This is a genomic window from Mucilaginibacter boryungensis, from assembly GCF_015221995.1.
GTDB lineage: Bacteria > Bacteroidota > Bacteroidia > Sphingobacteriales > Sphingobacteriaceae > Mucilaginibacter > Mucilaginibacter boryungensis.
In genome coordinates this window covers 1,279,822-1,304,015 of the sequence record NZ_JADFFM010000002.1, presented here as the reverse complement: position 1 = coordinate 1,304,015, position 24,194 = coordinate 1,279,822, and the positions used below count along the sequence as shown (strand labels likewise).

The 24,194-nt window shown below is 43.7% G+C and carries 20 protein-coding genes; 11 read left to right on the top strand and 9 right to left on the bottom strand.

Annotated features, from left to right (window positions below):
• Positions 1-141: 141 nt before the first annotated feature.
• From IRJ18_RS18605 to IRJ18_RS18590, 4 genes are all read left to right on the top strand, one after another.
• Positions 142-861, top strand: coding sequence for a 3-keto-disaccharide hydrolase (locus tag IRJ18_RS18605; protein ID WP_194107790.1), 720 nt, complete (start codon positions 142-144; stop codon positions 859-861).
• A gap of 22 nt (positions 862-883) precedes the next feature.
• Entirely contained in the window at positions 884-2,617 is a 1,734-nt protein-coding gene (locus tag IRJ18_RS18600) for a GMC family oxidoreductase (RefSeq protein ID WP_228072949.1), read from the top strand.
• 11 nt (positions 2,618-2,628) lie between these two features.
• The gene (locus IRJ18_RS18595) at positions 2,629-3,255 is read left to right on the top strand and encodes a gluconate 2-dehydrogenase subunit 3 family protein (protein WP_194107788.1); all 627 of its coding nucleotides are present in this window, start codon (positions 2,629-2,631) and stop codon (positions 3,253-3,255) included.
• Positions 3,256-3,383: 128 nt separating this feature from the next.
• Complete coding sequence (locus IRJ18_RS18590; RefSeq protein WP_194107787.1) at positions 3,384-4,118, top strand: LolA family protein; 735 nt, start codon at positions 3,384-3,386, stop codon at positions 4,116-4,118.
• 106 nt (positions 4,119-4,224) lie between these two features.
• Here the strand turns inward: IRJ18_RS18590 and IRJ18_RS18585 are convergent, their stop codons facing one another.
• The 3 genes from IRJ18_RS18585 to cobA all read right to left on the bottom strand — a co-directional run bounded on the left by IRJ18_RS18585 (position 4,225) and on the right by cobA (position 7,490).
• Entirely contained in the window at positions 4,225-6,324 is a 2,100-nt protein-coding gene (locus IRJ18_RS18585; RefSeq protein ID WP_194107786.1) for a hypothetical protein, read from the bottom strand.
• Positions 6,325-6,402: 78 nt separating this feature from the next.
• The gene (locus IRJ18_RS18580) at positions 6,403-6,756 is read right to left on the bottom strand and encodes a DUF7009 family protein (protein ID WP_194107785.1); all 354 of its coding nucleotides are present in this window, start codon (positions 6,754-6,756) and stop codon (positions 6,403-6,405) included.
• Positions 6,753-7,490, bottom strand: a complete 738-nt coding sequence (cobA, locus tag IRJ18_RS18575) for a uroporphyrinogen-III C-methyltransferase (protein ID WP_194107784.1) — start codon at positions 7,488-7,490, stop codon at positions 6,753-6,755. The genes IRJ18_RS18580 and cobA overlap by 4 nt, the downstream gene beginning before the upstream one ends.
• A 308-nt stretch (positions 7,491-7,798) precedes the next feature.
• Here cobA and nirB point away from each other — a divergent pair, with 308 nt between their 5' ends.
• Both nirB and nirD read left to right on the top strand, forming a co-directional pair.
• Positions 7,799-10,288, top strand: a complete 2,490-nt coding sequence (gene nirB / locus IRJ18_RS18570; RefSeq protein ID WP_194107783.1) for a nitrite reductase large subunit NirB — start codon at positions 7,799-7,801, stop codon at positions 10,286-10,288.
• A gap of 78 nt (positions 10,289-10,366) precedes the next feature.
• Entirely contained in the window at positions 10,367-10,717 is a 351-nt protein-coding gene (nirD, locus tag IRJ18_RS18565; protein WP_194107782.1) for a nitrite reductase small subunit NirD, read from the top strand.
• A gap of 2 nt (positions 10,718-10,719) precedes the next feature.
• On the opposite strand, the gene IRJ18_RS18560 is transcribed toward nirD, so the two are convergent.
• Positions 10,720-11,430 (bottom strand): Crp/Fnr family transcriptional regulator, encoded by a 711-nt coding sequence (locus tag IRJ18_RS18560; RefSeq protein ID WP_317174105.1) that lies wholly within the window; start codon positions 11,428-11,430, stop codon positions 10,720-10,722.
• A 467-nt stretch (positions 11,431-11,897) separates the two neighbouring features.
• On the opposite strand from IRJ18_RS18560, the gene IRJ18_RS18555 reads away from it, so the two are divergent.
• From IRJ18_RS18555 to IRJ18_RS21165, 4 genes are read left to right on the top strand one after another with little or no spacing between them, the layout of a single operon-like run.
• On the top strand, positions 11,898-13,436 hold the full coding sequence (locus IRJ18_RS18555; protein WP_194107781.1) for an alginate export family protein: 1,539 nt from the start codon (positions 11,898-11,900) through the stop codon (positions 13,434-13,436).
• 22 nt (positions 13,437-13,458) lie between these two features.
• Positions 13,459-14,748: an MFS transporter gene (locus tag IRJ18_RS18550; RefSeq protein ID WP_194107780.1), complete on the top strand. Its 1,290-nt coding sequence runs from the start codon at positions 13,459-13,461 to the stop codon at positions 14,746-14,748.
• Positions 14,749-14,762: 14 nt separating this feature from the next.
• Entirely contained in the window at positions 14,763-18,284 is a 3,522-nt protein-coding gene (locus IRJ18_RS18545; protein ID WP_194107779.1) for a nitrate reductase, read from the top strand.
• A 1-nt stretch (position 18,285) separates the two neighbouring features.
• Complete coding sequence (locus IRJ18_RS21165) at positions 18,286-19,713, top strand: rubredoxin domain-containing protein (protein ID WP_194107778.1); 1,428 nt, start codon at positions 18,286-18,288, stop codon at positions 19,711-19,713.
• Between the two features lie 76 nt (positions 19,714-19,789).
• Here IRJ18_RS21165 and IRJ18_RS18535 read toward each other — a convergent pair whose 3' ends face one another.
• From IRJ18_RS18535 to IRJ18_RS18515, 5 genes are all read right to left on the bottom strand, one after another.
• The gene (locus IRJ18_RS18535) at positions 19,790-20,167 is read right to left on the bottom strand and encodes a hypothetical protein (protein ID WP_194107777.1); all 378 of its coding nucleotides are present in this window, start codon (positions 20,165-20,167) and stop codon (positions 19,790-19,792) included.
• A gap of 93 nt (positions 20,168-20,260) precedes the next feature.
• The gene (gene miaE, locus IRJ18_RS18530; RefSeq protein WP_317174103.1) at positions 20,261-20,860 is read right to left on the bottom strand and encodes a tRNA-(ms[2]io[6]A)-hydroxylase; all 600 of its coding nucleotides are present in this window, start codon (positions 20,858-20,860) and stop codon (positions 20,261-20,263) included.
• 144 nt (positions 20,861-21,004) lie between these two features.
• Complete coding sequence (nadD, locus tag IRJ18_RS18525; RefSeq protein WP_194107776.1) at positions 21,005-21,580, bottom strand: nicotinate (nicotinamide) nucleotide adenylyltransferase; 576 nt, start codon at positions 21,578-21,580, stop codon at positions 21,005-21,007.
• A gap of 46 nt (positions 21,581-21,626) precedes the next feature.
• A complete protein-coding gene (gene gmk / locus IRJ18_RS18520) occupies positions 21,627-22,196 on the bottom strand; it encodes a guanylate kinase (protein WP_194107775.1) in 570 nt (189 codons plus the stop codon).
• Between the two features lie 78 nt (positions 22,197-22,274).
• Positions 22,275-23,150: a YicC/YloC family endoribonuclease gene (locus IRJ18_RS18515; RefSeq protein ID WP_228072947.1), complete on the bottom strand. Its 876-nt coding sequence runs from the start codon at positions 23,148-23,150 to the stop codon at positions 22,275-22,277.
• Positions 23,151-23,274: 124 nt separating this feature from the next.
• On the opposite strand from IRJ18_RS18515, the gene IRJ18_RS18510 reads away from it, so the two are divergent.
• Positions 23,275-24,027: a hypothetical protein gene (locus IRJ18_RS18510; protein ID WP_194107774.1), complete on the top strand. Its 753-nt coding sequence runs from the start codon at positions 23,275-23,277 to the stop codon at positions 24,025-24,027.
• Positions 24,028-24,194 lie beyond the last annotated feature (167 nt).

Here is a 24,194-nt window from a genome sequence, read left to right as displayed (position 1 = left end):
ACACCAACCCGGTATAAGCAAATGTAATATCTATATGTACATACATAATAGCTATTGCAATAATCAACTTATTTCAGAATATTTGTTTTTAACCATTTATTCAAACCCCGGATGCGCAAAGCGTTCAAAAAATAAATCTAAATGAAAGTAAACGTAATGTACCTGTTGTCATTTGCAATGTTAACATCGGTTGCAATGGCCCAGGCCCCAAATGAATTGACAAAAAAAGAGAAAAAAGAAGGCTGGAAATTATTATTTGACGGTAAAACCACTAAGGGCTGGCATACCTATCTCAGGGATACGGTCGGCTCAAAATGGCAGGTGAAGGATGGCACCCTGGTATTTGACCGCACCAAACCGGCAAACGGTGGCGGCGATATAGTTACTAATAAGGAATATGAAAATTTTGAGCTGAACCTGGAATGGAAAGTAGCCAAAGGCAGTAACAGTGGTATTATATTCGATGTGCAGGAATCGCCAAAGTATGCGGCAACCTACCTTACCGGCCCCGAAATGCAGGTGCTGGATAACATCAGCGCGTCTGATAACAAAAAACAAAACCACCTGGCCGGCTGCCTGTATGATATGGCCGGCGATACCTCTGTTTCAAAACCTATGCCTGTGGGCGAGTGGAACAAAGTGCGTATTATCCAAAACAAAGGGCACCTTACTTTTTACCTGAACGGAATAAAAACCTTTGAAGGCCAGATAGGCAGTGATGAATGGAAGAAAATGGTAGCCAAAAGCAAATTTGCCGGTAAGGACTTCCCCGACTTTGCCAAAGTTGCCAAAGGGAAAATAGCCCTGCAGGAGCATCCGGGATCAAGCGCGTGGCGGAACATCAAAATCAAACAACTCTAATTCCTTATATTGTATGAGCGATATGCAGATCAAAAAATCGTCGACCGTTTACGATGCCATTGTAGTGGGATCGGGCGCCGGCGGTGGCATGGCTGGCTATGTACTGGCCCATGGCGGTTTAAAAGTATTAATGCTGGAAGCGGGCCCCTGGTGGGACCCGGCAAAGGATTCGCAGCAACTAAAAATGCCTTACGAATCGGCACGACGCGGCGCGGGCACCACCCGTCCCTTCGGTGATTTTGACGGGGCCTTTGGCGGCTGGGACCTTGACGGTGAACCCTATACTACCAAAGATAAAACAGAATTTAACTGGTTCCGCTCGCGTATGCTGGGCGGTCGCACCAACCACTGGGGCCGCATATCCCTGCGCATGGGGCCAAACGATTTTAAAAGTCACCATATTGATGGCCTGACTGATGATTGGCCAATAACCTATGATGAGGTAAAGCCTTACTATGATAAGGTTGACCGCATGATAGGAGTATATGGTACTAAAGAGAATTTAGAGAACGAGCCGGATGGTATTTTTTTGCCGGCGCCAAAGCCGCGTTTGAATGAATTGTTCATTAAAAAAGGCGCGGCGAAAGCCGGGGTAAAAGTTATTGCGGGCCGTGGCTCGGTATTAACGGAAGCCTTACCAGGCAATAAAGACCGAGGCGCTTGTTTCTTCTGCGGGCAATGCGGTCGCGGGTGTAAAATTTATGGTGATTTCTCGGCGTCGTCCTGTCTGGTTATCCCGGCCATGAAAACAGGCAACCTGAAAGTGATCCCTAACGCTATGGTGCGCGAGGTGCTAACTGATAAAGAAGGTTTGGCTACCGGCGTAAGCTACGTGAGTAAAGATGACATGCAGGAATACCAGGTGAAGGCTAAGATAGTGATATTGGGCGCCAGCGCCTGCGAATCGGCACGTTTGCTGTTAAACTCAAAGTCGGCACAACACCCGGGTGGCTTGGCAAACAGCAGCGGCATAGTAGGCAAATATTTGCACGATAGCACTGGCGCAAGCCTGGGTGGTTTCCTACCGCAGCTACTTGACCGCAAACGCTACAATGAAGATGGCGTAGGCAGTGTACATATTTACTCGCCATGGTGGCTGGATAATAAAAAATTGGATTTCCCGCGTGGTTACCATATTGAATACGGTGGCGGCATGCATATGCCGGGTTACGGATTTATGAATGGCATACACAATAAAAACGGCCTGGTACCGGGTAAAGATGGCAAGATGAAAGACGCTGGTGGCTTCGGCGCCGACCTGAAAAATGATTACCGTCGTTTTTATGGTACCAATGTAGGCATGGCCGGCCGTGGTACTGCTATTGCCCGCGCGGATAACTACTGCGAAATAGATGATAAAGTGGTGGATAAATATGGCATTCCGGTATTGAAATTCCATTACAAGTGGACCGATGCCGAGATAAAACAGGCCAAACATATGTCGGAAACCTTCCAGGAAATGATGCACCAGATGGGCGGTATCATCACCTCGAAAATTGAAGGCCCCGAAACCAACTACGGATTGGAAGCACCCGGCCGCATTATCCACGAAGTGGGAACCATCCGCATGGGCGACGACCCTAAAAAGTCGGCTTTGAACAAGTGGTGCCAGGCGCACGATTGCAAAAACCTTTTTGTGGTTGATGCAGCGCCGTTTGTGCAGCAGGGCGATAAAAACGCCACCTGGACCATCCTTGCTTTAAGCATGCGTACCAGCGAATATATTTTATCACAACGTCAAAAATTAAACGTTTAATTTTTAAGATCATGAACAGACGTGACTCGCTAAAAGCCCTGGGCTTAACCACCATATCAACAGCGGTATTGCTGGATGCCTGTAAACCAAAAACAGGTGAAGAGACCGGATCGGAAGCATCGGCCGCCGCCCCGGAAGCCGGCCGGCAGCAATGGGAGGTTGACCGGGAGAAAAAATTAATGGCCGATAAATATTTTACCGACCATGAAATGGCTACCATAACTGTGCTGGGCGATATTATTATTCCTAAGGACGAAAAATCGGGCAGCGCATCAGATGCTAAGGTGCCTGAATTTATTGAGTTTATTGTAAAGGATATCCCCGATCATCAGTTGCCCATGCGCGGCGGCCTGAAGTGGCTGGATATGCAGTGCTTTAACCGTTATGAAAAAAGCTTTGTGGATTGCAGTCACGACCAGCAAATAGAAATGGTGACCGAGATTGCCTACCCTGCCAAAGCCAAACCCGAAATGGCACAAGGCGTAGCCTTCTTCAACCGCATGCGCGATCTGACTGCCTCGGGCTTCTTCACCAGCAAAATTGGTATTGCCGATATTGGCTACGTAGGTAACCAGCCCAACAAATGGACCGGCGTACCTGAAGATGTGCTGAAGCAGTATGGAATGGAGAATGTGTAATTCCTGATAATATTACAGAAAGGCCCGATGATTATCGGGCCTTTTTTTATCCCCCTTATAGGGTGATTTTCGCACATTGTCACCAACCGAATTATTAATCCGTTATCTTTAATATCAAAACCAATTGCATGAAAACCAAGTTTATTTTAGCCGCTTTTGCTATGTTAGCCCTAATGTCGTTCACGGCACCAAAAACCGGTGAGGATGTTTTGAAGATAATGTATAACCGCTATGCAGGCAAATGGCACCGCACGCTTACATTCACGCAAAAGACGGAGCGTTTCCGTAACGATTCGCTGAAAAGCACACAAATGTGGCACGAGGCTATGCTGGCGCCCGATAAACTACGTATTGATATTGAACCATTTGATGCGGGCAATAGCATTATCTTCCGTGGAGATTCAACCTACAACTTCCGCAACGGGCAATTGCGTGCTGCAAGCAAAGACGAGAACGATCTGATATTTTTGTTAGGCGGGCTTTATTTTTATACCTGGGATAACGCGGTAGCTAAACTTAAAGCATTAGGCTATGACCTGACAAAAACCTACGAAACCGAATGGAAAGGCAAACAGGTTTATGTTATCGGCGCAAGCAATAAAAACGATATAACCAGCAACCAGCTTTGGGTTGATAAAAAAGATATGTTCTTAGTCCGCATGCTTGAAAAAGCACGCGGCACTACCGAGGAATGTATTTTTGAGAACCATGTAAAAGTGGGCGGCGGCTGGAGCGAAACCAAAGCCAGTTTCTATTTCGGTGGTAAACTATTGCAGGTGGAAACTTATTCGGATTATGCTATGCCGGCTACTTTGGATGAGAAATTCTTTGATCCGAAACAGTATGAGAAGTATGTGAAATAAGACGTCATGCCGAACTTGTTTCGGCATCCCATCATAAGGTCAGTCTGCATATCAACTTTGCGCGTGAGATGCAGAAACAAGTTCGGCATGACGTCATTTAATTTGGTTACGGCAACCTATTCATCCCTTCAACCTTTACCTGCCAGTTACCATCCTGCGGAAAGCCAGGGGCGTTGATATTTGGCGCACCATCCCAACCTGCAGCCATTAGGCCAGCTGCTGCCATAAAGGCGCTGTTTGCGGGTAGATATGCCGGGCAGGCCAATGGTTCTTTCGCGCGCTGCACATGACCATTCTTCAAAAATTTCGCGCCAAACATATCGTTAGCTAAAATATTTACTGCTTTTTGCGGTTCACTTAAGCGCGCAGCTGTAAGGGCGCCTTTGCCAAGGCTCCAGCTGACGAAACTTTTCAATCCGCCACGGTCATATATAGCATCGAAAGTTTTGGTCATTACCTGCTCATTTATCATAGGGGTTTTAGGCAGGTAGCCCAACGCCATGATCATGTCCGAACCACCGCCATTGGGTTCTGTTTCCAGTTCAACATATTTGCCGTTGTTAATAGTTGGACGGGCCAGCTTGGCTAATATATCGTCCCAGTGTTTATCGCGCGGCATACCCAGCCTTTCGCGCCAATCCTGCGCAACTTTAAGGCCGTAGTACCATTGGGTTAATTCAAACGTAGGGTTTTGCGTTTCGTTCTCGGCATTGTGTTCGGCTACGCCTTTTATCGGCGGACCAAGTATATAACGCCCGGTTTTGGCATCCCAAAAGGCATAAGATGAAAGGAACTTGGCCGATTCAAAAACAACCCCGCTGTATTTCTCAAGCGTAGTTTTGTCCTTATGGGCGCGGTATATCAGTTCGGCCAGGTATATAGGGTTGCACTGGTTCCAGATAATAAAAGGGTTAATACTCCCCGGGCTAGGCCTTCCGTCAATCCCTGTCATTTTTGGCCAGCGGGCACCTTCAAAGCCTTCGCTTTTGGCTTGGGCTACCGCAATTGGCAGTATCTTTTTGTACCAGGCAAAGCTGCGTTCCAGCAAATCGGTATGCCCCCATTCGTAAAACTGTGCCACGTGCCACCAGTATACTTCTGAATTATGCTTGCCATACCAGCTAATATGTGTCAAACCCGTTTCCTGCGGCGGGAACGAACCGGCGTAGTTTATCTTCAGCAAGTATTGTGATAACACCATGCGGCGCTCCAGTTCATTCGCACGCGGGTGTTTACTCCCTGACAGGTCGACCGCACCGCCTTTTGTCCAAAACTGTTTCCATGCGTTAGCGCTGGCCATTTCCACAGCGGTAAAAGTTGGCACGGTTGCTTTAGGAATATCGGACGAGAAAGCGCAGGTGATCTGCAAGCTATCAACCCCATTTGCACTCAGCAAAAAGCGATGATCGCCGTCTTGTTTAAAGGAGGCATTACCCTGCCAGCTTATAGTAACGTAGTAAATCGTGCCTTCTATATTTCTTTTTAATAATACACGGTTCGGTGTGTTAGCTATAATAGTAGTTTGGTGCCGGTCGGGTTTAGTCCAATCGAAAGGCGGTTTGTTTTTTATTTTGAAATCGTAGGAATAAGGGAACCGGAAAGCTGTTTTCAAACCACCTTTTAACAGTTCAGATTTGATGGTGAAAGCCACCGTGCTTTGGTCTGGGTGGCAAACAGTTTGCACAGATACAGGTTTTCCGTTTATCTCGTAATTGCTGGTAATTAAGCCCTGCCACAAATCAAGCTTTTGGTTAACATGGCTGATGCCGGTCATATCCAGCGGTTTGCCATCGCCTTGTACTATGCTTATTTGTCCTAACGGTACGGGGTGTGGGTTCTGTCTAAAATATTCACCGGCTGGGCTTTTTTCCTGGCTGGCATACCTAATTTTGCGGCCATGAAAATCGATCTCTTTCATGGCGTCAGCCAGTTTCAGGTTTTCTGTATTAGGGAACGAATGCCAGGTCCAGGTAGATAAAGTTTCCAGCGAGATGCCATTTTTCCAGTAATAATCTTCGAATGATTGCATTCCGGTAACATCGGCTGTAAAGGCAAAATTGCCATTGCCTACAGATAGTGGGGCCAGCGGATCAATCTCATTAACCACAACATTGTGCCGGTTTACCAGCGCGAAGCGATCTATATGCTGGGCGTGGATTGGTAACACATATAAGAATAGGATCCCTGCAATTGTTAAAGCTCTCATTATAAAGGTTGATATAGCTCAAATTTACAATTATAAACTATAACCTATCGCCCTACAAGCCTAAGGATGATCAGTTGATCAATTGCTTATTGCTAATGGATTAGGATAATTATCACTTTGGTCTTCAGCCACGTTATCCAGGCACATAAAGTCCTTCTCAATCAATAAATATAAACCGTCTTCTTTGTTGTCAAACCCTACCCTTTCAGTAGTTGTCCATTCGTCCAACATCCAGCCAGGCATATATAGGGTAATGTTATTATTTTCAAATGCAGCAGATAAGCTACCGCCAATTATTTTTTGCAGCGAGTAGGTTAACCGCGAAGAGCCAAAATCGGTTGTATCCTCCAGGTAGCCCTCCTGTGCAAAGTGCATCACTTCAGACCGGGTTAGCCTGTATCTTAATGAGTCTCCTTTGATCCGTATTTTCATAACTTTAGCGCGTTAATATCTGTTACTTGTCCTATAATAATTATAGCGGGATAGGTTAAGCCATACTGTTTTGCCCGGCCCGGCATGTCCTTTATTTTTCCTTTCGCTATTTTTTGTTGCGGTAATGAGGCGTGCTGAATAATTGCCGCAGGGGTATCACCACGATCTTCTTTGATATAGGTATCTGCAATTACACCAAGTTGTTTCATGCCCATATATATAACTACAGTAGCATTGCTTTGCATGGCAAGTCGCAGGTCTGCAGATAGGGTGCCATCTTTTTTTGTGCCGGTAATTACCCATATCCCCTCGCTTAATGATCGATGGGTAAGGGGTATATCTTCAAATCCAGCCGCCTGCATACTGGTAATACCCGGAATAAATTGGGTTTGTATGCCTAAACTGCGTGCGTAAATTACTTCTTCGTACCCACGACCAAAGATGAACGGGTCGCCTCCTTTCAATCTTACCACCATGCCTTTAGTAAAAGCATAATTAGCAATCATTTCGTGTATAGTTTCCTGTGTAGTGCACTCGCCATAAGGTTGCTTGCCTACATATATCTTTTCGCAATCATCTTTGGTAAGTTTTAATAATTCCTTATTAGCCAGGTTGTCGTAAAGCACCACATCGGCCTGTTGCAATATACGTTGCCCTTTAACTGTAATCAGTTCCGGGTCGCCCGGGCCTGCACCCATAACAATTAATTGAGGTATAGCTGACTTTGTGGACATATTTTACCGTGTAAAAGTATTTTAAATGTATAAAACAATGTTTTTGCTGAAAAATTCAAACGTTGTTTATTGAATACTCTCAAATTTATGGTTTAAAAGTGATTTTCTTAATAAAAAATTGGCAAAAATCATGTTTTATATGAATATATTATTGTTAAAATCATAAAAATTGCCAAAAATTCCGAAAAATGCACGTAATTATTGCTTTTTTGTTCCGATAATTTGTTATAATTGTTACTGTAAATGCATTTGGTCGCAAATTAAGTGTATTTATTATAAAAATTGCTTTAACATTTAAAAGATCTGTTATGTCAAAACCAACCATTATAGTTATTGGCAACGGGATGGTAGGATACAAGTTCTGCGAGAAACTGGTATCTAAAACATCGGCCTTCAACATCATTGTTTTTGGCGAAGAACCACGCCGCGCTTACGACCGTGTACACCTGAGCGAGTATTTTGCGGGTAAATCTGCTGATGACCTTTCTATGTCAACCGGGTCGTGGTATGCTGATCATAATATTCAATTGCATCTTGACGATCCTATTCAGGAAATTAACCGCAATAATAAAACCATCCATTCCTTAAAAGGCATAACCCTTGGTTACGATTACCTGGTACTGGCTACCGGTTCGTCGGCATTTGTGCCCGATATTGAAGGTATTGAGAAAGAAGGCGTATTTGTTTATCGTACCATAGAGGACCTGGAGCTAATTAAAGCCTATGCTGTTAAAGCAAAAAACGGCGCTGTAATGGGTGGGGGCCTTTTAGGCCTTGAAGCGGCGAAGGCTTTAATAGACCTGGGTATAAAAGATGCCCACGTAATTGAATTTGCGCCACGCTTAATGCCCCGGCAAATTGACGCGGCAGGCAGTGCTATGCTGCAATCGAAATTAAGTGAACTTGGTTTAAGTATCCATTTAAATAAAAGCACCGCCTGTATTGCCGGCGATCATAAAATTGAAGCACTGCAATTTAGCGATGATACTTTATTGGCGGTTGATATGCTGGTAATATCGGCTGGTATACGGCCGCGCGATGAGCTGGCTAAGCTGGCGGGTTTGCAGGTTGGTACCCGTGGGGGTATTATGGTGAACGAGCGGATGCAAACCAGCGACGATACCATATTTGCCATAGGTGAATGTGCTTTATATGATAACATGATATACGGGCTGGTTGCACCCGGCTATGAAATGGCCGATGTGGTTGTTGCGCAATTGACGGGTAGCGATAAGGGCTTTCATGGATTTGATATGAGCACCAAGTTAAAGCTGATAGGAGTGGATGTAGCCAGTTTTGGCGATGCCTTTATTGCCGAGCCTGCCTGCCGTACAATTGTGTTTGAAGACACACATAAAGGGATTTACAAACGCATTAATATAAGTAATGATGGCAAACTGCTGTTGGGTGGTATACTAATTGGCGATGCCGATGCTTATAATATGTTGCTGCAAACAGTGAACAATAAAATTGCCCTGCCGCCAAATCCCGAAGATATGATCTTAGGATCGAGGGGTGGTGAGCAAAGCGAGGGTGCTGGCGTAATGAGTTTGCCTGATGATGCGCTGATCTGCTCGTGCGAGGCGGTAAGCAAAGGGGCAATATGCGGCGTTGTGAATGACGGTGCTGCAGATTTGGACACTGTGAAAAAATGTACCAAAGCAGGCACTGGCTGCGGTGGCTGCGTGCCAATGGTTAAAGACCTTATAGCCGGTGCCATGAAGGCAAACGGTCAGTACATTAAAAATGTGATATGCGAGCATTTTGATTACTCGCGCCAGGAATTGTACGACCTGGTGAAAATCAACAAACTAAAAAATTACGACCTGGTTCTTGATCATTTCGGCAAGGGGGATGGTTGCGAAACCTGTAAGCCATTGGTAGCCAGTATCCTTTCCAGCTTGTGGAACGATTTGATAGTAAAACAAGATACGATACAGGATAGTAATGATCGTTATCTGGCCAATATTCAAAAAGGCGGTACTTATTCTGTAGTGCCAAGGATACCCGGTGGTGAGATCACGCCGGAGAAACTTATTGTAATAGGTCAGGTGGCGCAAAAATATGGCCTGTATACTAAAATAACCGGCGGGCAGCGTATCGATTTGTTTGGCGCGCATGTAAGTGATTTGCCGTTGATATGGGAGGAATTGATTGATGCTGGTTTTGAAAGCGGTCATGCTTATGGTAAAGCACTGCGCACAGTTAAAAGTTGTGTAGGCAGCACCTGGTGCCGTTTTGGGTTGCACGATAGCGTATCGTTTGCTATCGAAATTGAAGAAAGATATAAGGGCTTACGGTCGCCACATAAATTAAAAGGCGGGGTAAGCGGCTGTATCCGCGAGTGCGCCGAAGCGCAGAGTAAAGACTTTGGCATTATCGCAACGGAAAAAGGCTGGAACTTATATATCTGTGGTAATGGTGGGTCAAAACCACAGCATGCACAACTATTGGCTGCTGATATTGATAGCAAAACCCTGATCAGATACCTCGACCGCTTCCTGATGTTTTACATTAAAACGGCCGATCCGCTTACACGTACCGCAACCTGGTTAAATAAAATGGAAGGTGGAATGAGCTACCTGAAAAACGTAGTTATCAATGATAGTTTGGGTATTGCCGAACAACTGGAAGAAGAAATGCAGTTGCTGGTTGATAGTTTCCATTGCGAATGGAAAGAGGTGGTAAATAATCCCGACCTGCGTAAGCGCTTTACCCATTTTGTAAATGCGCCCGGCGAAAAAGACCCAACTGTAAAATTCGAGGGTATGCGCGAGCAGGTAAAGGCAACATGGTAGCTAATAGCGAGTAGTAAAATAAAACAGGATATAGTAAAATATTTTCCGACTTGTGCGGAAGAATAAAAATAGACGGATATGGAAACATTAATAGATATAGAATGGGTGCTGGCATGCTATGCGGATGATGTACCCGAAAATGGTGGTGTTTGCATGAAGCATGGCGATGAGCAAATTGCCATATACAACTTTAGCAGGCGCGGCGAGTGGTATGCTACCCAGAACTTATGTCCGCATAAACAGCAAATGTCCCTGTCTCGTGGCATGATCGGCAGTGCAGGTGAGGCTTGCGAGCCTAAAGTTGCTTGCCCGTTCCATAAAAAAACCTTCTCGCTACTAAGTGGCGAATGTTTAAGCGGCGATGATTATAAAATAAAAACATACCCGGTAAAGGTGGCCGATGGGAAAGTATATGTTGGGATAATATAGCCTTATTTTCCTTGCTGCCTCAAAGCGGCAAGGGCATCCTGGTTAACAATAGCTATGCTTTTACCCGAAAGCCTGATGTTTTGTTCCTGAACCATTTCGTTAATTACCCTAAAAACGGTTTCGTAGGTTGCCCCGGCAAACGATGCCAGGTCCTGCCGGCTTAGTACGATATTAATAAAGCCATCAGGAGTGGTGCCAAATTGCTTTTGCAATTTGATCAACGCTCCGGCCACGCGGCCCTTCACGGGCATATGTGCCAGGTCACGCATACGGCGCTCGGATTTACGGAGTTCGCTGGCAAAAAAATTAACCAGCTGGTAGGTCAGTTCGCCATTTACCTTTAAGGTGCTTTCAAAAAACTTCATGCTGATATAACAAACCACCGATGGTTCAAGCGCCGCAGCTGATATAGGATAATTCAGGTTGGGTCCAATGCCACGATGGCCTAAAATGGCGCCATTTTCAGCAAAACGGATAATTAGTTCTTTATCGTTGTCCCACTGTTTATATACTTTAATGTTGCCGCTATATACAAAGTAAATGCCTTCAACAGGCTCGCCTTCCTTAAACAATATATCCCCTTTTTTGAGTTTTATGTTTATTTTATTGGCGCAAATAGCAGGATGCCACTCTTCAATGCAATACTTGCACATAAAACAAGTGGCGGTATCGCAAACCGGGCTATTTTTCTTGACCTTTTTAGCTTCCTTCACGGCGAATAAATTTCTTATTGGGTAAAAGTACTTTTTGTAGGGCTGAAATTAAACAAATACTTACTGGTTTTTTAATATTTTATGATTTTTATAATAAAAATTGAGATTTATTTTATGGTATATTCTAAAAATCGCCAATTTTATATGATATAAATTCAAATTGAGATTGAAAATATGGCATAAATGGGTATTTATTGCTTTTTGTAATTGATTTTTTAATAAAAAATCAGGTTTTATCTATTATTAATCATAAAAATTAAGCGAAGTGCTATTTTTTATTCATTTTTTTCATTAAAATGGATATATTTATAAAAATGAATGGCGCTATTTATTCGATAAACGATAAATATTAAAATATGGAAGAAAAATAAAGGAATATTTTAAAAAAAAGCCCCGCCGGGAGGTCGCATTCCCGGGCAGGGTTAGTCAGTTTTCAATTGCTTTAACAAATTAAAAAACCTTACCAAATGTACAAAAATGTATTTAAAGAATGCAGGGTTGTTCTTTTCGTAACCAGCCTAACCCTGGCTGCATTTTCTGCCAGGGCGCAGTTCACGCTCACGGGGCAATTACGGCCACGGGGCGAACTGCGTGACGGTTACGGCACGCTACAACCTTTAGGCAACAAGGATGCTGCCTTTATTTCTCAACGAACGCGATTGGTGCTCAACTATAAGTCGGGCCACCTTATTTTTCAAACTTCTATTCAGGATGTTCGGCTTTGGGGACAGGATGCATCCTCCATAACTGTTAATGATGGCAACCGCTTAGGGTTGCATGAAGCCTGGGCTGAAATTATCCTTTCCAACAAAAAGGATACCTCCTTTAAAAAATCACCTTTCGATTATTTCGCGATCAAAATTGGCCGGCAGGAAATTGTTTATGATGATGAACGGTTGCTGGGCTCATTAGACTGGACACAACAGGGCCGCCGCCACGATGCCATTGTTTTAAAAGCCATACAAAAAGGCTGGCAAATAGATTTAGGCGCAGCCTTTAATCAAAATACCGATGCCGTAAATTATAATGGCACCTATTATACACCTGCTAACGTACCTGCTACTATAAAAGATAGCAAGGGTAATTTAGTTAATACCCCCGCCGGGATGATCCCATTGATCAATAGTGGAGGGATCAGCGCTAAAAATGGCAGTCCGGCATTATTAAACCCTCCTGGCACTAACGGCCTGAACCAGGATTATAAAGCATTACAATACTTATACTTAAGTAAAAAAATTAATAAAACAAAAGTATCTGGCTTGTTCCTAACCGATCAGTTTGGTAAGTACGTACTCGATTCGGTTAAAAATACTGCCGGTACTGATGTTGGTTATGTATATGGTTACCGCTATAACCAACCAGGCATAAACCTGCGTTATACAACAGGCTTGCTTATTAACCCGGTGTTTGGCGCTAAAAACCAGTTTGCCCTAACAGGCGGCTACTACTACCAGGGCGGGCATGACAAGGATGGTTTAAGCCTGGATGCATCTATGTTTACCTTTTCAGCAGCTTATACATCAGGCGCGCTGGGTTATACCATAGGCTGGGATTATCTATCCGGGAACGATGCTTTTTCAACATCTAAAACCAATCACCGTTTCGACCCGCTATATGGCACGCCCCATAAGTTTTGGGGGCTGATGGATTACTTCTATGCAGGCAGCGGTTCGCCTGCTGGCGGATTAAGCAACCCTTATCTTAAAATAAAATATACATCAGCCAATAAACGGTTTAGTACCGAACTGGCTAATCATTATTTTATGCTGGCGAATGATCAAAAAGACGCGGCCGGCAATGCCATAGATAAATACCTCGGCACTGAGTTTGACCTGACCACAGGATATAAGCTTAATAAGGTTACGCTGGCAACTTTAGGCGTATCATATATGTCGGCCACCCAAAGCATGACGTACGCTAAAAATATCAGTCCGGGCACAGCACATTTAAACCCGGTATGGGCATATCTGCAACTTAATATCACACCAGAATTTCTAAATAAATAATCACTCTCAAAAAAGAAAGATCATGGAAAAGCAACTCACCAAACTCAATATATTTTCGGCAAAAGGCATTCAAATGAAAACCTTCCATATTACATGGCTAATGTTTTTTGTCTGCTTCTTCGGCTGGTTTGGCCTGGCGCCATTAATGCCTACTATCCGTGCCGAGCTGCACTTAACCAAGGCGCAAATTGGTAATATCATTATTGCTTCGGTCGGTTCTACCATTATTGCCCGGTTAATCATCGGTAAGCTGTGTGATACCTGGGGGCCACGTAAAACCGCCGTACGGTTATTGCTTGTCGGCTCGCTACCTGTATTTTTTGTAGGATTAGCACATAGTTACGCTACCTTTTTAATGTTCAGACTGGCTATTGGGGTTATCGGAGCTTCGTTTGTAATTACCCAGTTTCATACCTCTATGATGTTTGCACCTAATATTAAAGGTACGGCAAACGCAGTTACCGGTGGCTGGGGCAACCTGGGTGGCGGAGTTACCAATATGGTAATGCCTTTGATATTTGCCGCTATAGTTGGCTTCGGTTATACACCGGCTGAGGCTTGGCGTTACGCCATGATAGTACCCGGTACTATGATGCTGATAATTGCTTTGCTGTATTATAAATACACTAAAGATACCCCTAACGGAAATTATGATGAGATAGGCTATAAATCTAAATCGACCAAAACAGATTGGTCTGTATTGGCCGACTGGCGCATATGGGCGCTAACCATGGCCTATGCTATGTGCTTTGGTATGGAAGTAACTTTTGATAACGTAGCGTCGCTGCACTTTGTAGATAACTTTCATTTGTCGCAAAGTTCGGCCGGTTTCTGGGCAGGCATATTTGGCTTCATGAACATTTTTGCCCGTGCATTAGGCGGTATCGTATCCGATAAGGTTGGTAAAAAACATGGCCTGCGTGGTAAGGGCTTATTACTGGCCGGCGTACTGCTTTTAGAAGGCTGCGGACTATTGCTTTTTGCGCAGTCGGGCAGCTTATTGGTAGCAATTGTTTCTATGTTGTCGTTCGCGCTGTTCCTTAAAATGTCAAATGGGGCAACTTACGGTATTGTACCGTTTGTTAACGAAAAGAATGTTGGACTGGTAAGTGGTATAGTAGGCGCAGGCGGTAACCTTGGCGGGATGCTGTTTGGCTTCCTGTTCAAATCATCTGCCATAACTTATGTACAGGCCTTTACCTATATCGGTTATGCTGTAATTGTAGTGGCGGTAATTGTATTTGTTACCCGGTTCCGCAAGCAAACAGCTGACGAAAAACAATCCGCATCAAGTATTGCCGCCGCCGTTTAAAATAAAGTATAAGCATGCAAACACCCGGAAAGAACACTCAATCGCTTACGTCTACCTGCTGTTATTGCGGGGTTGGCTGCGGCGTGGTTGTTAATAAGGAAAAGAACGGGGAAATTACCGTTGCCGGAAATAAAGATTACCCCGTTAACAAGGGAATGCTTTGTAGCAAAGGGATTAATCTGCATTATACCGTTAACGATAAAAGCGACCGGCTACTGTACCCGCAAATGCGTTACAATAAAAGCATGCCTTTGCAAAAGGTAAGCTGGGATGATGCGCTTGACCGTACAGTAGCCGTTTTTAAAACCTTTATTGAAAAATATGGGCCAGATTCTGTAGCTTTTTATGCTTCGGGGCAATGTTTAACCGAGGAGTATTATGTAGTGAATAAGCTAATGAAGGGGTTCATTGGCAGTAATAATATCGATACCAATTCGCGTTTGTGTATGAGCAGCGCGGTAGCTGCTTATAAAATGGCCCTGGGCGAGGATAGTGTGCCCCTTTGTTATGATGATATTGAACTGGCCGATTGTTTTTATGTCACCGGCGCAAACCCGGCCTGGTGCCACCCTATTTTGTGGCGCAGGGTAGAAGCCCATAAGGCAGCTAATCCTAATATTAAAATTATTGTAGTAGACCCGCGGGTAACAGATACCTGTAGCCTGGCCGATCTGCATTTGCAGATTAACCCGGGAACGGATATTACATTGAACCATGCTATTGGCCGCTTATTAATTGAAAATGGGGATATCGATATCGACTTTATCCGTAACCATGCGGAAGGTTTCGAGCAATACAGTGCGCTGGTTTTTAAACGTACACTGGCCGAATCGGCAAAAATATGCGGCGTAAGCGAACGCGATATGCAGCTTGCTGCAAAATACATTGGTGAAGCCAAAGGTTTCATCACTATGTGGACCATGGGATTGAATCAAAGCACGGTTGGTGTAAATAAAAATCTTAGTCTTATAAATCTCAATTTAATAACCGGCCATGTGGGTAAGCCAGGGTCGGGACCTTTATCACTGACCGGGCAGCCCAATGCCATGGGCGGTCGTGAAGTTGGCGGACTGGCCAACCTGCTACCTGCGCACCGCGACTTAAAAAATCCGCTGCACCGCGAAGAAGTGCAGAAATTTTGGCGAGGCAAAAATATTAAGCCCGAACCGGGCTTAACTGCTACAGAAATGTTCGAGGCGCTGGATGATGGACGCCTGAAAGCTATCTGGATTATGTGTACCAACCCGCTCACCAGTTTGCCTAATGTGCGGCTGGCCGAGCGTGCCTTAAAGAAGGCTAGGTTTGTGGTTGTGCAGGAAGTAAGCAATAAACCAGAAACCTTGGCTTACGCCGACGTTATTTTACCCGCCGCTGCCTGGGCTGAAAAAGAAGGTACCATGACCAATTCTGAGAGGCGCATAAGTTACCTGAATAAAATTATTGAACCCCCGGGTGAAGCTTTACCCGATGCAGAGATCATATGCCGCTTTGCCCGTAAAATGGGTTATCCGGGATTTGATTTTAAAAACAGCGAAGAAATTTATGCCGAACACGTTAGGTTAACCGCTAAAACCAGTATAGATATTAGCGGGCTGGACTATGATGTGTTAAAAGGATCGTCGGTACAATGGCCTTATAAAAAGAAAAGTAAGCCAGCGGGGACCGAACGCCTGTTTGCAGATAAAAAGTTTTATACACCATCGCAAAAAGCTATTATCCATGCCGTACCCGACGCCTTTTTCAGTGAGCGGACAGATAATGATTACCCGTTTGTACTGACCACCGGCCGTATTCGCGACCAGTGGCATACCATGAGCAAAACAGGCAAAGTAAATAAGCTGAACCAGCATTTAAAGGAATCGTTTATAGAGATAAACCCCTATGACGCTGCCGGCTTAAAATTGAAAGAAGGTGATGTAGCGGTTATTTCCTCGCGCCGTGGCGAGGTGCGTGTGAAAGCTAAGCTGACTACACAAATTAAGCCCGGGGTGGTTTTTTTACCGATGCACTGGGGGAAAATATTAGGGAATGATTTACACCGGGCTAATAATGTCACCAATAATGCGGTTGACCCGATATCCAAAGAACCCGACTTTAAATATTGCGCTGTTCATATTGCTAAATATAAAAAGCCTTTCCAACGCATTGTAGTTATAGGCGCCGGTGCCGGTTCATATGGTTTTGTGAAATCGTACCGTGAACTGAACCCTGCCGACCGCATTACTATTTTTAGTAAGGAGAATTTCCCTTTCTACAATCGGGTAATGCTGCCCGATTACATCAGCGGCGAACAGCAATGGGAACAATTGGTGAAAATGAAGGACTCAGAAGAACCGGCCTATAATATTAACTTGCTGCGCGGTGTAAGTGTTGAAAAAATTGACCGTGAAGCAAAGTATGTTATTGATTCGCGGGGGATCAAAACTCCGTACGATGTGCTGATCATAGCTACCGGTAGCCGTGCCGCTATGCCTAAAAATGTGCCATCGTTGCCAGGAATATTTAGCATGCGCAGCCGCACCGATGCCGATAATTTTAAGAAACACCTGAAGAAAAACGGGCATGTGGTAATTGTAGGCGGTGGTTTATTGGGTTTGGAAATGGCGGCATCGTTACGCGAAATGCAGGTAAAAGTAACCATCGTTCAGCGTATCTCGCGCTTTTTAAACCGTCAGTTGGATGTGCTGGGCAGTCAGCTATTGCACGAAGAAATGGTTGATCAGGGCTGCGATATTTACTATGACGATGAGGTTCAATTATTTTATGGTCGGTCAAAGTTAACAGGCATTGGTCTGCGCAGCGGGCGCAAAATCGATTGTGATGCCATGATCATAGCCATAGGTACCACACCCAATTTGGAACTGGCCCGCGAATGCGGGTTAACGTGTAAACGCGGCGTGGTGGTGAACGAGCGTTTGCAAACCAACGACCCGGATATTTTCGCGATAGGTGAAATTGCCGAATTTGAAGGTACGCTATACGGTATTACCGCCGCGGCCGAGCAACAAGCGGCCGTGGTGGCCGGCTACCTGAATGGCGATATTGCGAGTTACTATAAGGGCAGCCTGTTTATGAATATCATTAAAATACATGGGTTTGATCTGTGTAGCATCGGTTTACCCGAATGCCCTGATGAACCGGGATATGAAGAGGTGGTGTTTATTGATAAAGCTAAGCGGTATTATAAAAAATGCATCATTCATCAGGACAGGCTGGTGGGAGCCATATTAATTGGCGATAAAAGTGAATTCCTGGAGTTTAAGGAACTGATTGCCAACAAAACCGAATTAAGCGAAAAGCGGTTGCAACTGTTACGCAGCGGCAGCAAAGCCGACCCTGTTTTAGGTAAGCTGGTGTGCAGTTGCAATAATGTGGGCAGCGAGAACATCAACAGGAAAGTGGCCGATGGCTGCGATAATATGAAAGATCTGTGCGCTGCTACTGGTGCCGGTACTGGTTGCGGATCGTGCCGGCCTGAAGTAAAGCGCCTGCTGGAAGAAGGGTTGAAAAATATGATCTCGCAAAAGGTAGCATAATATGGAGCATCTCATTAAAATAAATTTGCCGGGTGGTGTTGTATCGGCGGGCGATCTTTACGAGATATTGGTGATTGCTGAAAATGCAGGTGCCCGGCATATCCGTTTTGGTAACCGCCAGCAATTGTTTTTTACCATTAATGGTGATGAACTGGAGGATATGGAGCTGGAAATGCTGCGGGCAGGTATTGCTTATGAGATTGATGCCGATAAACACCCCAATATCATTAGTTCTTATATATGCGATACCATTTTTAGTCACGAAAGCTGGTTACGCGAGGGTGTTTACAAAGATATTTTCGATCTGTTTACTTACCGTCCACAGTTAAAAATAAACCTGATAGACCGGCACCAGACCTTTATCCCGTTCTTTAGCGGGAATTTTAACTTTATAAGTTCGGACGTTAGTAATTACTGGTACTTGTATATCCGGTTTCCAAAGACCAGCCGGTTTTATTGCTGGCCGTCGCTTATTTACTCAGACGATATTCCATCTATCAGTAAAAAGACCGAAGACGTTATCCTGAAAAATAAAGCCCTTTTTTATGATGTACCGCACATTGATGAACAGCTTTTTTTCGAGAAAATGACCAAGGGTTCAGCCATGCCTATGCAGCCACTGATTGCGCCGCTTCAATTACCCGATTTTTATTTGCCCTATTACGAAGGCTTTAACCGTTATGCCAACAAATATTGGCTGGGTATTTACCGCCGTAACGAACTTTTTGAGATACCGTTTTTAAAAGATATATGTAACCTTTGCCTTAAAACCAGGATAGGGCAATTGTATACCACACCCTGGAAATCGATCCTGATAAAAGGCATTGAGCCGGACGACCGCAATGATTGGGGACTTATTCTTGACAGGTATCGATTAAATATTCGTCATGCCTCAAACGAATTGAACTGGCAGATAGAAGATATGTGTGAAGAAGGGCTTACCTTAAAACAACAGCTGGTACGCGAGTTTGAAGAGGCAGACCTGCGTACCTATCGTTTAAGTTTTGCCATAAAAACGCAACCCAAAACTGGTTTGCTGGGCTCCATTATTATAAAAACGCAGCCATCGGGCACGTTCGAGATATTGCACACAGTGGATTTTAATCCGAATTCAAAAGAATATATTTCTTATAAAAGGCGTGTTAAAAGGATAGATCTGGTTCAGCAACTGATTGAACTATGCAATAGCTATTATAATCTTTCGCAAAATAAAACCAACCTACTGGTACCGGTAATTAATGAAACCGAAGAACAGCCTGCAATTGATACCCTGCTTTACCAATGCATGCATTGTATGACAATTTATGATAAAACCTATGGGGACCAACAAAATGGAATATCCCCGGGTACATTATTTACGGATATAAGCGCCTACACCTGCCCGGTTTGCGATGCCGATAAAGATAGTTTTACGTTGCTGGAAAGATAGTAGTTTAAAGTGATGACTAATTAATTGCCGCTTATCGGTAACAATTTCAGTATTACGCTACTGTAGGGGCTGGGGCTTAAAACATACTCTTCACGGATACCTTAACCTTATAAGGCACGTTATTGTATGATTGGAAATCGTAAGTGTTTTCTATCAACAAGCTATCGCCGGGTGCAATGGTTTTACCCGCACCACTTGATGTTTCAGCTACAATATCGCCGACTTTATCAATATACTTAGCCTGTACCATAAAATTTTCGGCTTTGGTTTTACCCAGGTTCTTAACCATCGCCGAAACATAATAGCTTCCCTTAAATTTATTAAAAGTATCGCGCAGGCTGGTAATGGTAAGGCTATCGCTGCCTTTGTCGTTAATCAATTCGGTTTTATGAGGTTTCTCGCCGCAGGCGTAAAGCAAAGCCAGGGGCAGGCAAAATATCAGGAGTTTTTTCATTTATCTAAGCTTAATGCTGAAAGCATAAAGCTAAAAGAATTTTAGCACTTGTAAAGAAAAGCTTTAAGCTTTTACCCTTCTGCTTAGGCTTCCTTACCCGTGTATGGTTTCGTTTTTGCCGTAGTTTTGTATCACTTCGGCTTCATATTCCAGGAAATCTTTCCAGCGCTTGTCTACATCAACCTCAACGGCATATTTTTTAGCCAGGCGAATGAACATAGAATAATGTGTCGCCTCGCTGATCATTAACTCGTGATAGAATTTAGATAGTTCGACATCATTAATGTTTTCAGAAAGCACCTTAAAACGCTCGCAGCTGCGGGCCTCTATCATAGCTGAAAACAAAAGGCGGTCTATCAGTTGTGCTTCGCGGCCACCGCCTATGATGATAAACTTGCGCAGTTCGTTCACGTAATCATCTTTGCGCTCACGGCCCAGGGTAAACCCACGTTCAATAATAATATCATGCACACGCTTAAAGTGGTCCATTTCCTCCTGCACCAATAAGGCCATCTCCTGTACCAGGTCAGATAGGTTGGGGTTTTGTACGATCAGTGTTATGGCGTTACTGGCAGCTTTCTGCTCGCAAAAAGCATGATCGGTCAGTAATTCTTCAATATTACTTTCCACCACATTTTTAACCCATAGCGGGTCGGTAGGTAATTGCAGTTTCAGGATGGTTTTTTCGCTCACGGCGTAAAGTTAGGAAATTGTAATGGCGATTTAACCACAGAGGTCACAAAGGACAACCACAGAGTACATGGAGTTAGAAGGATTTAGAAATCCCTTAGTGATCTCCGTGTAAAATCTCAGGGTACTCTGTGGTTGAATTTAAGCTTAATGTTTATACAAACTCTTACTATCTATAAACTGTAGAACGGGATCGGGGACAAAATATTGGATGTTCTTACCCTCTGCTAATGATTTGCGGATGAAGGTGGCCGAAAGCTCCATCTGTGGTGTCATAGTGATGGTTACTGACGGGTGCGATGCCAGTTCAGCATTCTCATAACCGGGACGGGGATATACAAATACGCGATAATCGCGCAGGATAAGCTTGTAATTTTTCCATTTATGCAAACTGGCTAAATTATCCGACCCCATAATAATGGCAAATTCATGCTGGGGGTACTTTTCTTTCAGATAGGTGAGGGTATCAATGGTATACGATGGTTGGGGGAGCTTTAATTCCACATCGCTTACTTTAATGCTGTCCGAATTATCGGTAGCCAGTTTGGCCATCTCCAGGCGGTCGTAGGTATTAACCAGGTCGCCATATTTTTTAAACGGGTTTTGTGGCGAAACTACCAGCCAAACTTTATCAAGTTCGGTATAGTTGGCCATATAATTGGCAATAATTAAATGCCCGATATGAATTGGGTTGAACGAGCCGAAAAATAAGCCGATCTTCATGATAGTTTTGCAGTTGTTAGTTTGTAGTTAGCAGTATAATTAACCGCTAACTCAAAAAAGACTTAACCAATTCTTCCGCCTCTTTGCACGCCGTATCAAGATCGTAATTTTTAAGGATAATATCAAATTGCGGAGCGTAGTTCAATTCCTTTTCAGCTTTGTCAAAGCGCTCCTGCAGTTTTGCATCGCTATCAGTGCCACGTGCAGACAGGCGTTGTTTCAATACGTCTAACGATGGCGGCTGTACAAATATAGCCAGCGCTTGTCCGTCGTACTTGCGTTTCAGGTGCATACCGCCTTCCACATCAATATCAAATATTACGGTTTTACCTTTGGCCCATATGCGTTCAATCTCTACCCGCAGGGTGCCATAAAAAGTACCCGAATAAACTTCCTCAAATTCAACAAATTGCTTCTTAGCTATACGGTGCAGAAATTCTTCTTTGCTTATAAAGTAATAATCCTTTTTATCAACTTCATCGCCCCTCGGTTCGCGTGTAGTGGCCGAAATAGAAAACTCCAGTTCAGGGATTTTTTTAAGCAGGTGGTGTACAATGGTTGTTTTACCTGCCCCCGATGGTGCCGAAAATATGATGAGTTTGCCTTCTTTGGTCATTTGTCATTCGTCATTCGTCATTGGTGTCGGCCCGTAGTCGAAAGGAATACCTAATGACTAATGACCAATAACCGATGACTATAATACATTAAGGAGTTGTTCCTTTATCTTTTCAAGTTCTTCTTTCATGCCTACAACCAGCTTTTGTATGCCGGCGTCGTTAGCTTTTGAACCTATGGTATTTATTTCGCGACCGATCTCCTGCGATATAAAGCCCAGCTTTTTACCATTGGCATCGGCACTTTGCAGCGTTTCGAGGAAATAATTGCAGTGTGTGATAAGCCTGGTTTTTTCCTCAGTGATATCCAGTTTATCAATGTAATAGATCAATTCCTGCTCCAGGCGGTTCTGATCAACAATTTCCCTGCCCACGGCATCAGCTAAAAACTGGTTCAGGCGTTCGCGTATTACAGGTACACGTTTCGGCTCTTCAACTTCAATGGCTTTAAGGTTGTTTAAAATTAAGCCTATGCGGTATTTCGCATCCTGTTCTAAAACAATGCCTTCATCAGCGCGGAACTGCTGAAAGTTTTTTAAAGCCTGCTGAAAAGTTTTTTCTACTATCTTCCACTCTTCTTCAGATACGCTATCCTCATCAAACCGTACTACATCTGGTAACCCCAGTGCCAATTGTAATAAATTGCCCGATGGCTCGTTTAAATCTATACTAACAGCTTTAAGCTGATCGAAGTATTGTTTAAGCAATTGGGTATTTATACCAGCGGCTTTTACGGTAGCATCAGTTTTTTCGACATTGATAGAAAGGTTAACTTTACCCCGTTCAATTTGCTTATTGCATTCGGTGCGCAGCTGAAATTCCTTATCCGAAAAATTTTTAGGGATACGAAGAGAAAGTTCAAGAAACTTACTGTTCAGGGATTTTATTTCAACAGTATATTTTGTTGTGCCCGAGTCAAAGCTGGCGGTTCCATACCCTGTCATGGATTTTATCATGCGCAAAGATAGGAAATATATTTGTGATGACGTTTAATACGCTGATAGTGCGATGTGGATAGTTTAACATTTTTTAGCAATTGAAGTGTTTTACAATTATTATGTTTACGGTGGGAATAACACGATGCTTTTAAAATATAAAATAGGGATACTATTACTAACCATTTGCGCCTTTTGTTTTAATGCTAAAGCCCAATTGGTGCATGATATCAGTGGGTTTGTTTGCACAAAGGGTACATCTGTACGCGTAGCACAGGTTAAAGTGCTTAATAAACGTACCAGCGCTTTTTTAATGACAGATGACCTGGGCAGTTTTACCATTAAGGCCGCACTTGGCGATACCATTGAGTTTAGTAAAGACCAGTTTACTACAGTTAAAACACCGGTTATTGCCTTAACCGATATGGTGATGTTTTTGCAGCCGGTGGTAATGCTGCAGCAAGTGAATATACAAGGGCAAACTAAGCAGCAGGAGTTAAACAGCATTATGAACGATTATCGCAAAAAGGGGGTTTATTATAACGGCAAACCATCTGCTTTGTCTGCAATAAGCTCTCCGATAAACGCTTTGTATTCAATTTTTGGTAAGGATGCCCGCGATGCCCGCCATTTTGCTGAAATGTCTAAAAAAGATGAGGAAGCTGCGCAGGATAACCGCAAATATAACAGAGCACTGGTTAAACGAATCACCAATTTGCCGGATGATGAGGTAGGTAAATTTATGGATGCCTTCAGGCCGCTACACGATGATTTGATGAAATGGAACGATTACGAGGTGATCAACTATATCAAAACTTCGTATGAGAGTTATAAAAAATACGGCGTAACCGTTTTACCGAAGCTAACGGCACCGGCAGGGACGCCGGATAAACCATAAATTAATTTACAAGCCCGGCCACAAGCCGGGCTTTTTGTTGATATACGAATCGAAATAGTGAAGTGAATTGATATGGTTCTTTGCTTCTTAAACGATTTCGTAATTAAATTACATCGGTTTTTAAATTAAAGGTTGCTTAGTTAATACATTCGTGCATCAATTATAAT

What these genes read in the sequence shown, in the direction of transcription:
- IRJ18_RS18605 (WP_194107790.1), top strand. Translation starts at nt 142, where the DNA reads ATGAAAGTAAACGTAATGTACCTGTTGTCATTTGCAATGTTAACATCG.
- IRJ18_RS18600 (WP_228072949.1), top strand. Translation starts at nt 884, where the DNA reads ATGCAGATCAAAAAATCGTCGACCGTTTACGATGCCATTGTAGTGGGA.
- IRJ18_RS18595 (WP_194107788.1), top strand. Translation starts at nt 2,629, where the DNA reads ATGAACAGACGTGACTCGCTAAAAGCCCTGGGCTTAACCACCATATCA.
- IRJ18_RS18590 (WP_194107787.1), top strand. Translation starts at nt 3,384, where the DNA reads ATGAAAACCAAGTTTATTTTAGCCGCTTTTGCTATGTTAGCCCTAATG.
- IRJ18_RS18585 (WP_194107786.1), bottom strand. Translation starts at nt 6,324, where the DNA reads ATGAGAGCTTTAACAATTGCAGGGATCCTATTCTTATATGTGTTACCA.
- IRJ18_RS18580 (WP_194107785.1), bottom strand. Translation starts at nt 6,756, where the DNA reads ATGAAAATACGGATCAAAGGAGACTCATTAAGATACAGGCTAACCCGG.
- cobA (WP_194107784.1), bottom strand. Translation starts at nt 7,490, where the DNA reads ATGTCCACAAAGTCAGCTATACCTCAATTAATTGTTATGGGTGCAGGC.
- nirB (WP_194107783.1), top strand. Translation starts at nt 7,799, where the DNA reads ATGTCAAAACCAACCATTATAGTTATTGGCAACGGGATGGTAGGATAC.
- nirD (WP_194107782.1), top strand. Translation starts at nt 10,367, where the DNA reads ATGGAAACATTAATAGATATAGAATGGGTGCTGGCATGCTATGCGGAT.
- IRJ18_RS18555 (WP_194107781.1), top strand. Translation starts at nt 11,898, where the DNA reads ATGTACAAAAATGTATTTAAAGAATGCAGGGTTGTTCTTTTCGTAACC.
- IRJ18_RS18550 (WP_194107780.1), top strand. Translation starts at nt 13,459, where the DNA reads ATGGAAAAGCAACTCACCAAACTCAATATATTTTCGGCAAAAGGCATT.
- IRJ18_RS18545 (WP_194107779.1), top strand. Translation starts at nt 14,763, where the DNA reads ATGCAAACACCCGGAAAGAACACTCAATCGCTTACGTCTACCTGCTGT.
- IRJ18_RS21165 (WP_194107778.1), top strand. Translation starts at nt 18,286, where the DNA reads ATGGAGCATCTCATTAAAATAAATTTGCCGGGTGGTGTTGTATCGGCG.
- IRJ18_RS18535 (WP_194107777.1), bottom strand. Translation starts at nt 20,167, where the DNA reads ATGAAAAAACTCCTGATATTTTGCCTGCCCCTGGCTTTGCTTTACGCC.
- nadD (WP_194107776.1), bottom strand. Translation starts at nt 21,580, where the DNA reads ATGAAGATCGGCTTATTTTTCGGCTCGTTCAACCCAATTCATATCGGG.
- gmk (WP_194107775.1), bottom strand. Translation starts at nt 22,196, where the DNA reads ATGACCAAAGAAGGCAAACTCATCATATTTTCGGCACCATCGGGGGCA.
- IRJ18_RS18515 (WP_228072947.1), bottom strand. Translation starts at nt 23,150, where the DNA reads ATGATAAAATCCATGACAGGGTATGGAACCGCCAGCTTTGACTCGGGC.
- IRJ18_RS18510 (WP_194107774.1), top strand. Translation starts at nt 23,275, where the DNA reads ATGCTTTTAAAATATAAAATAGGGATACTATTACTAACCATTTGCGCC.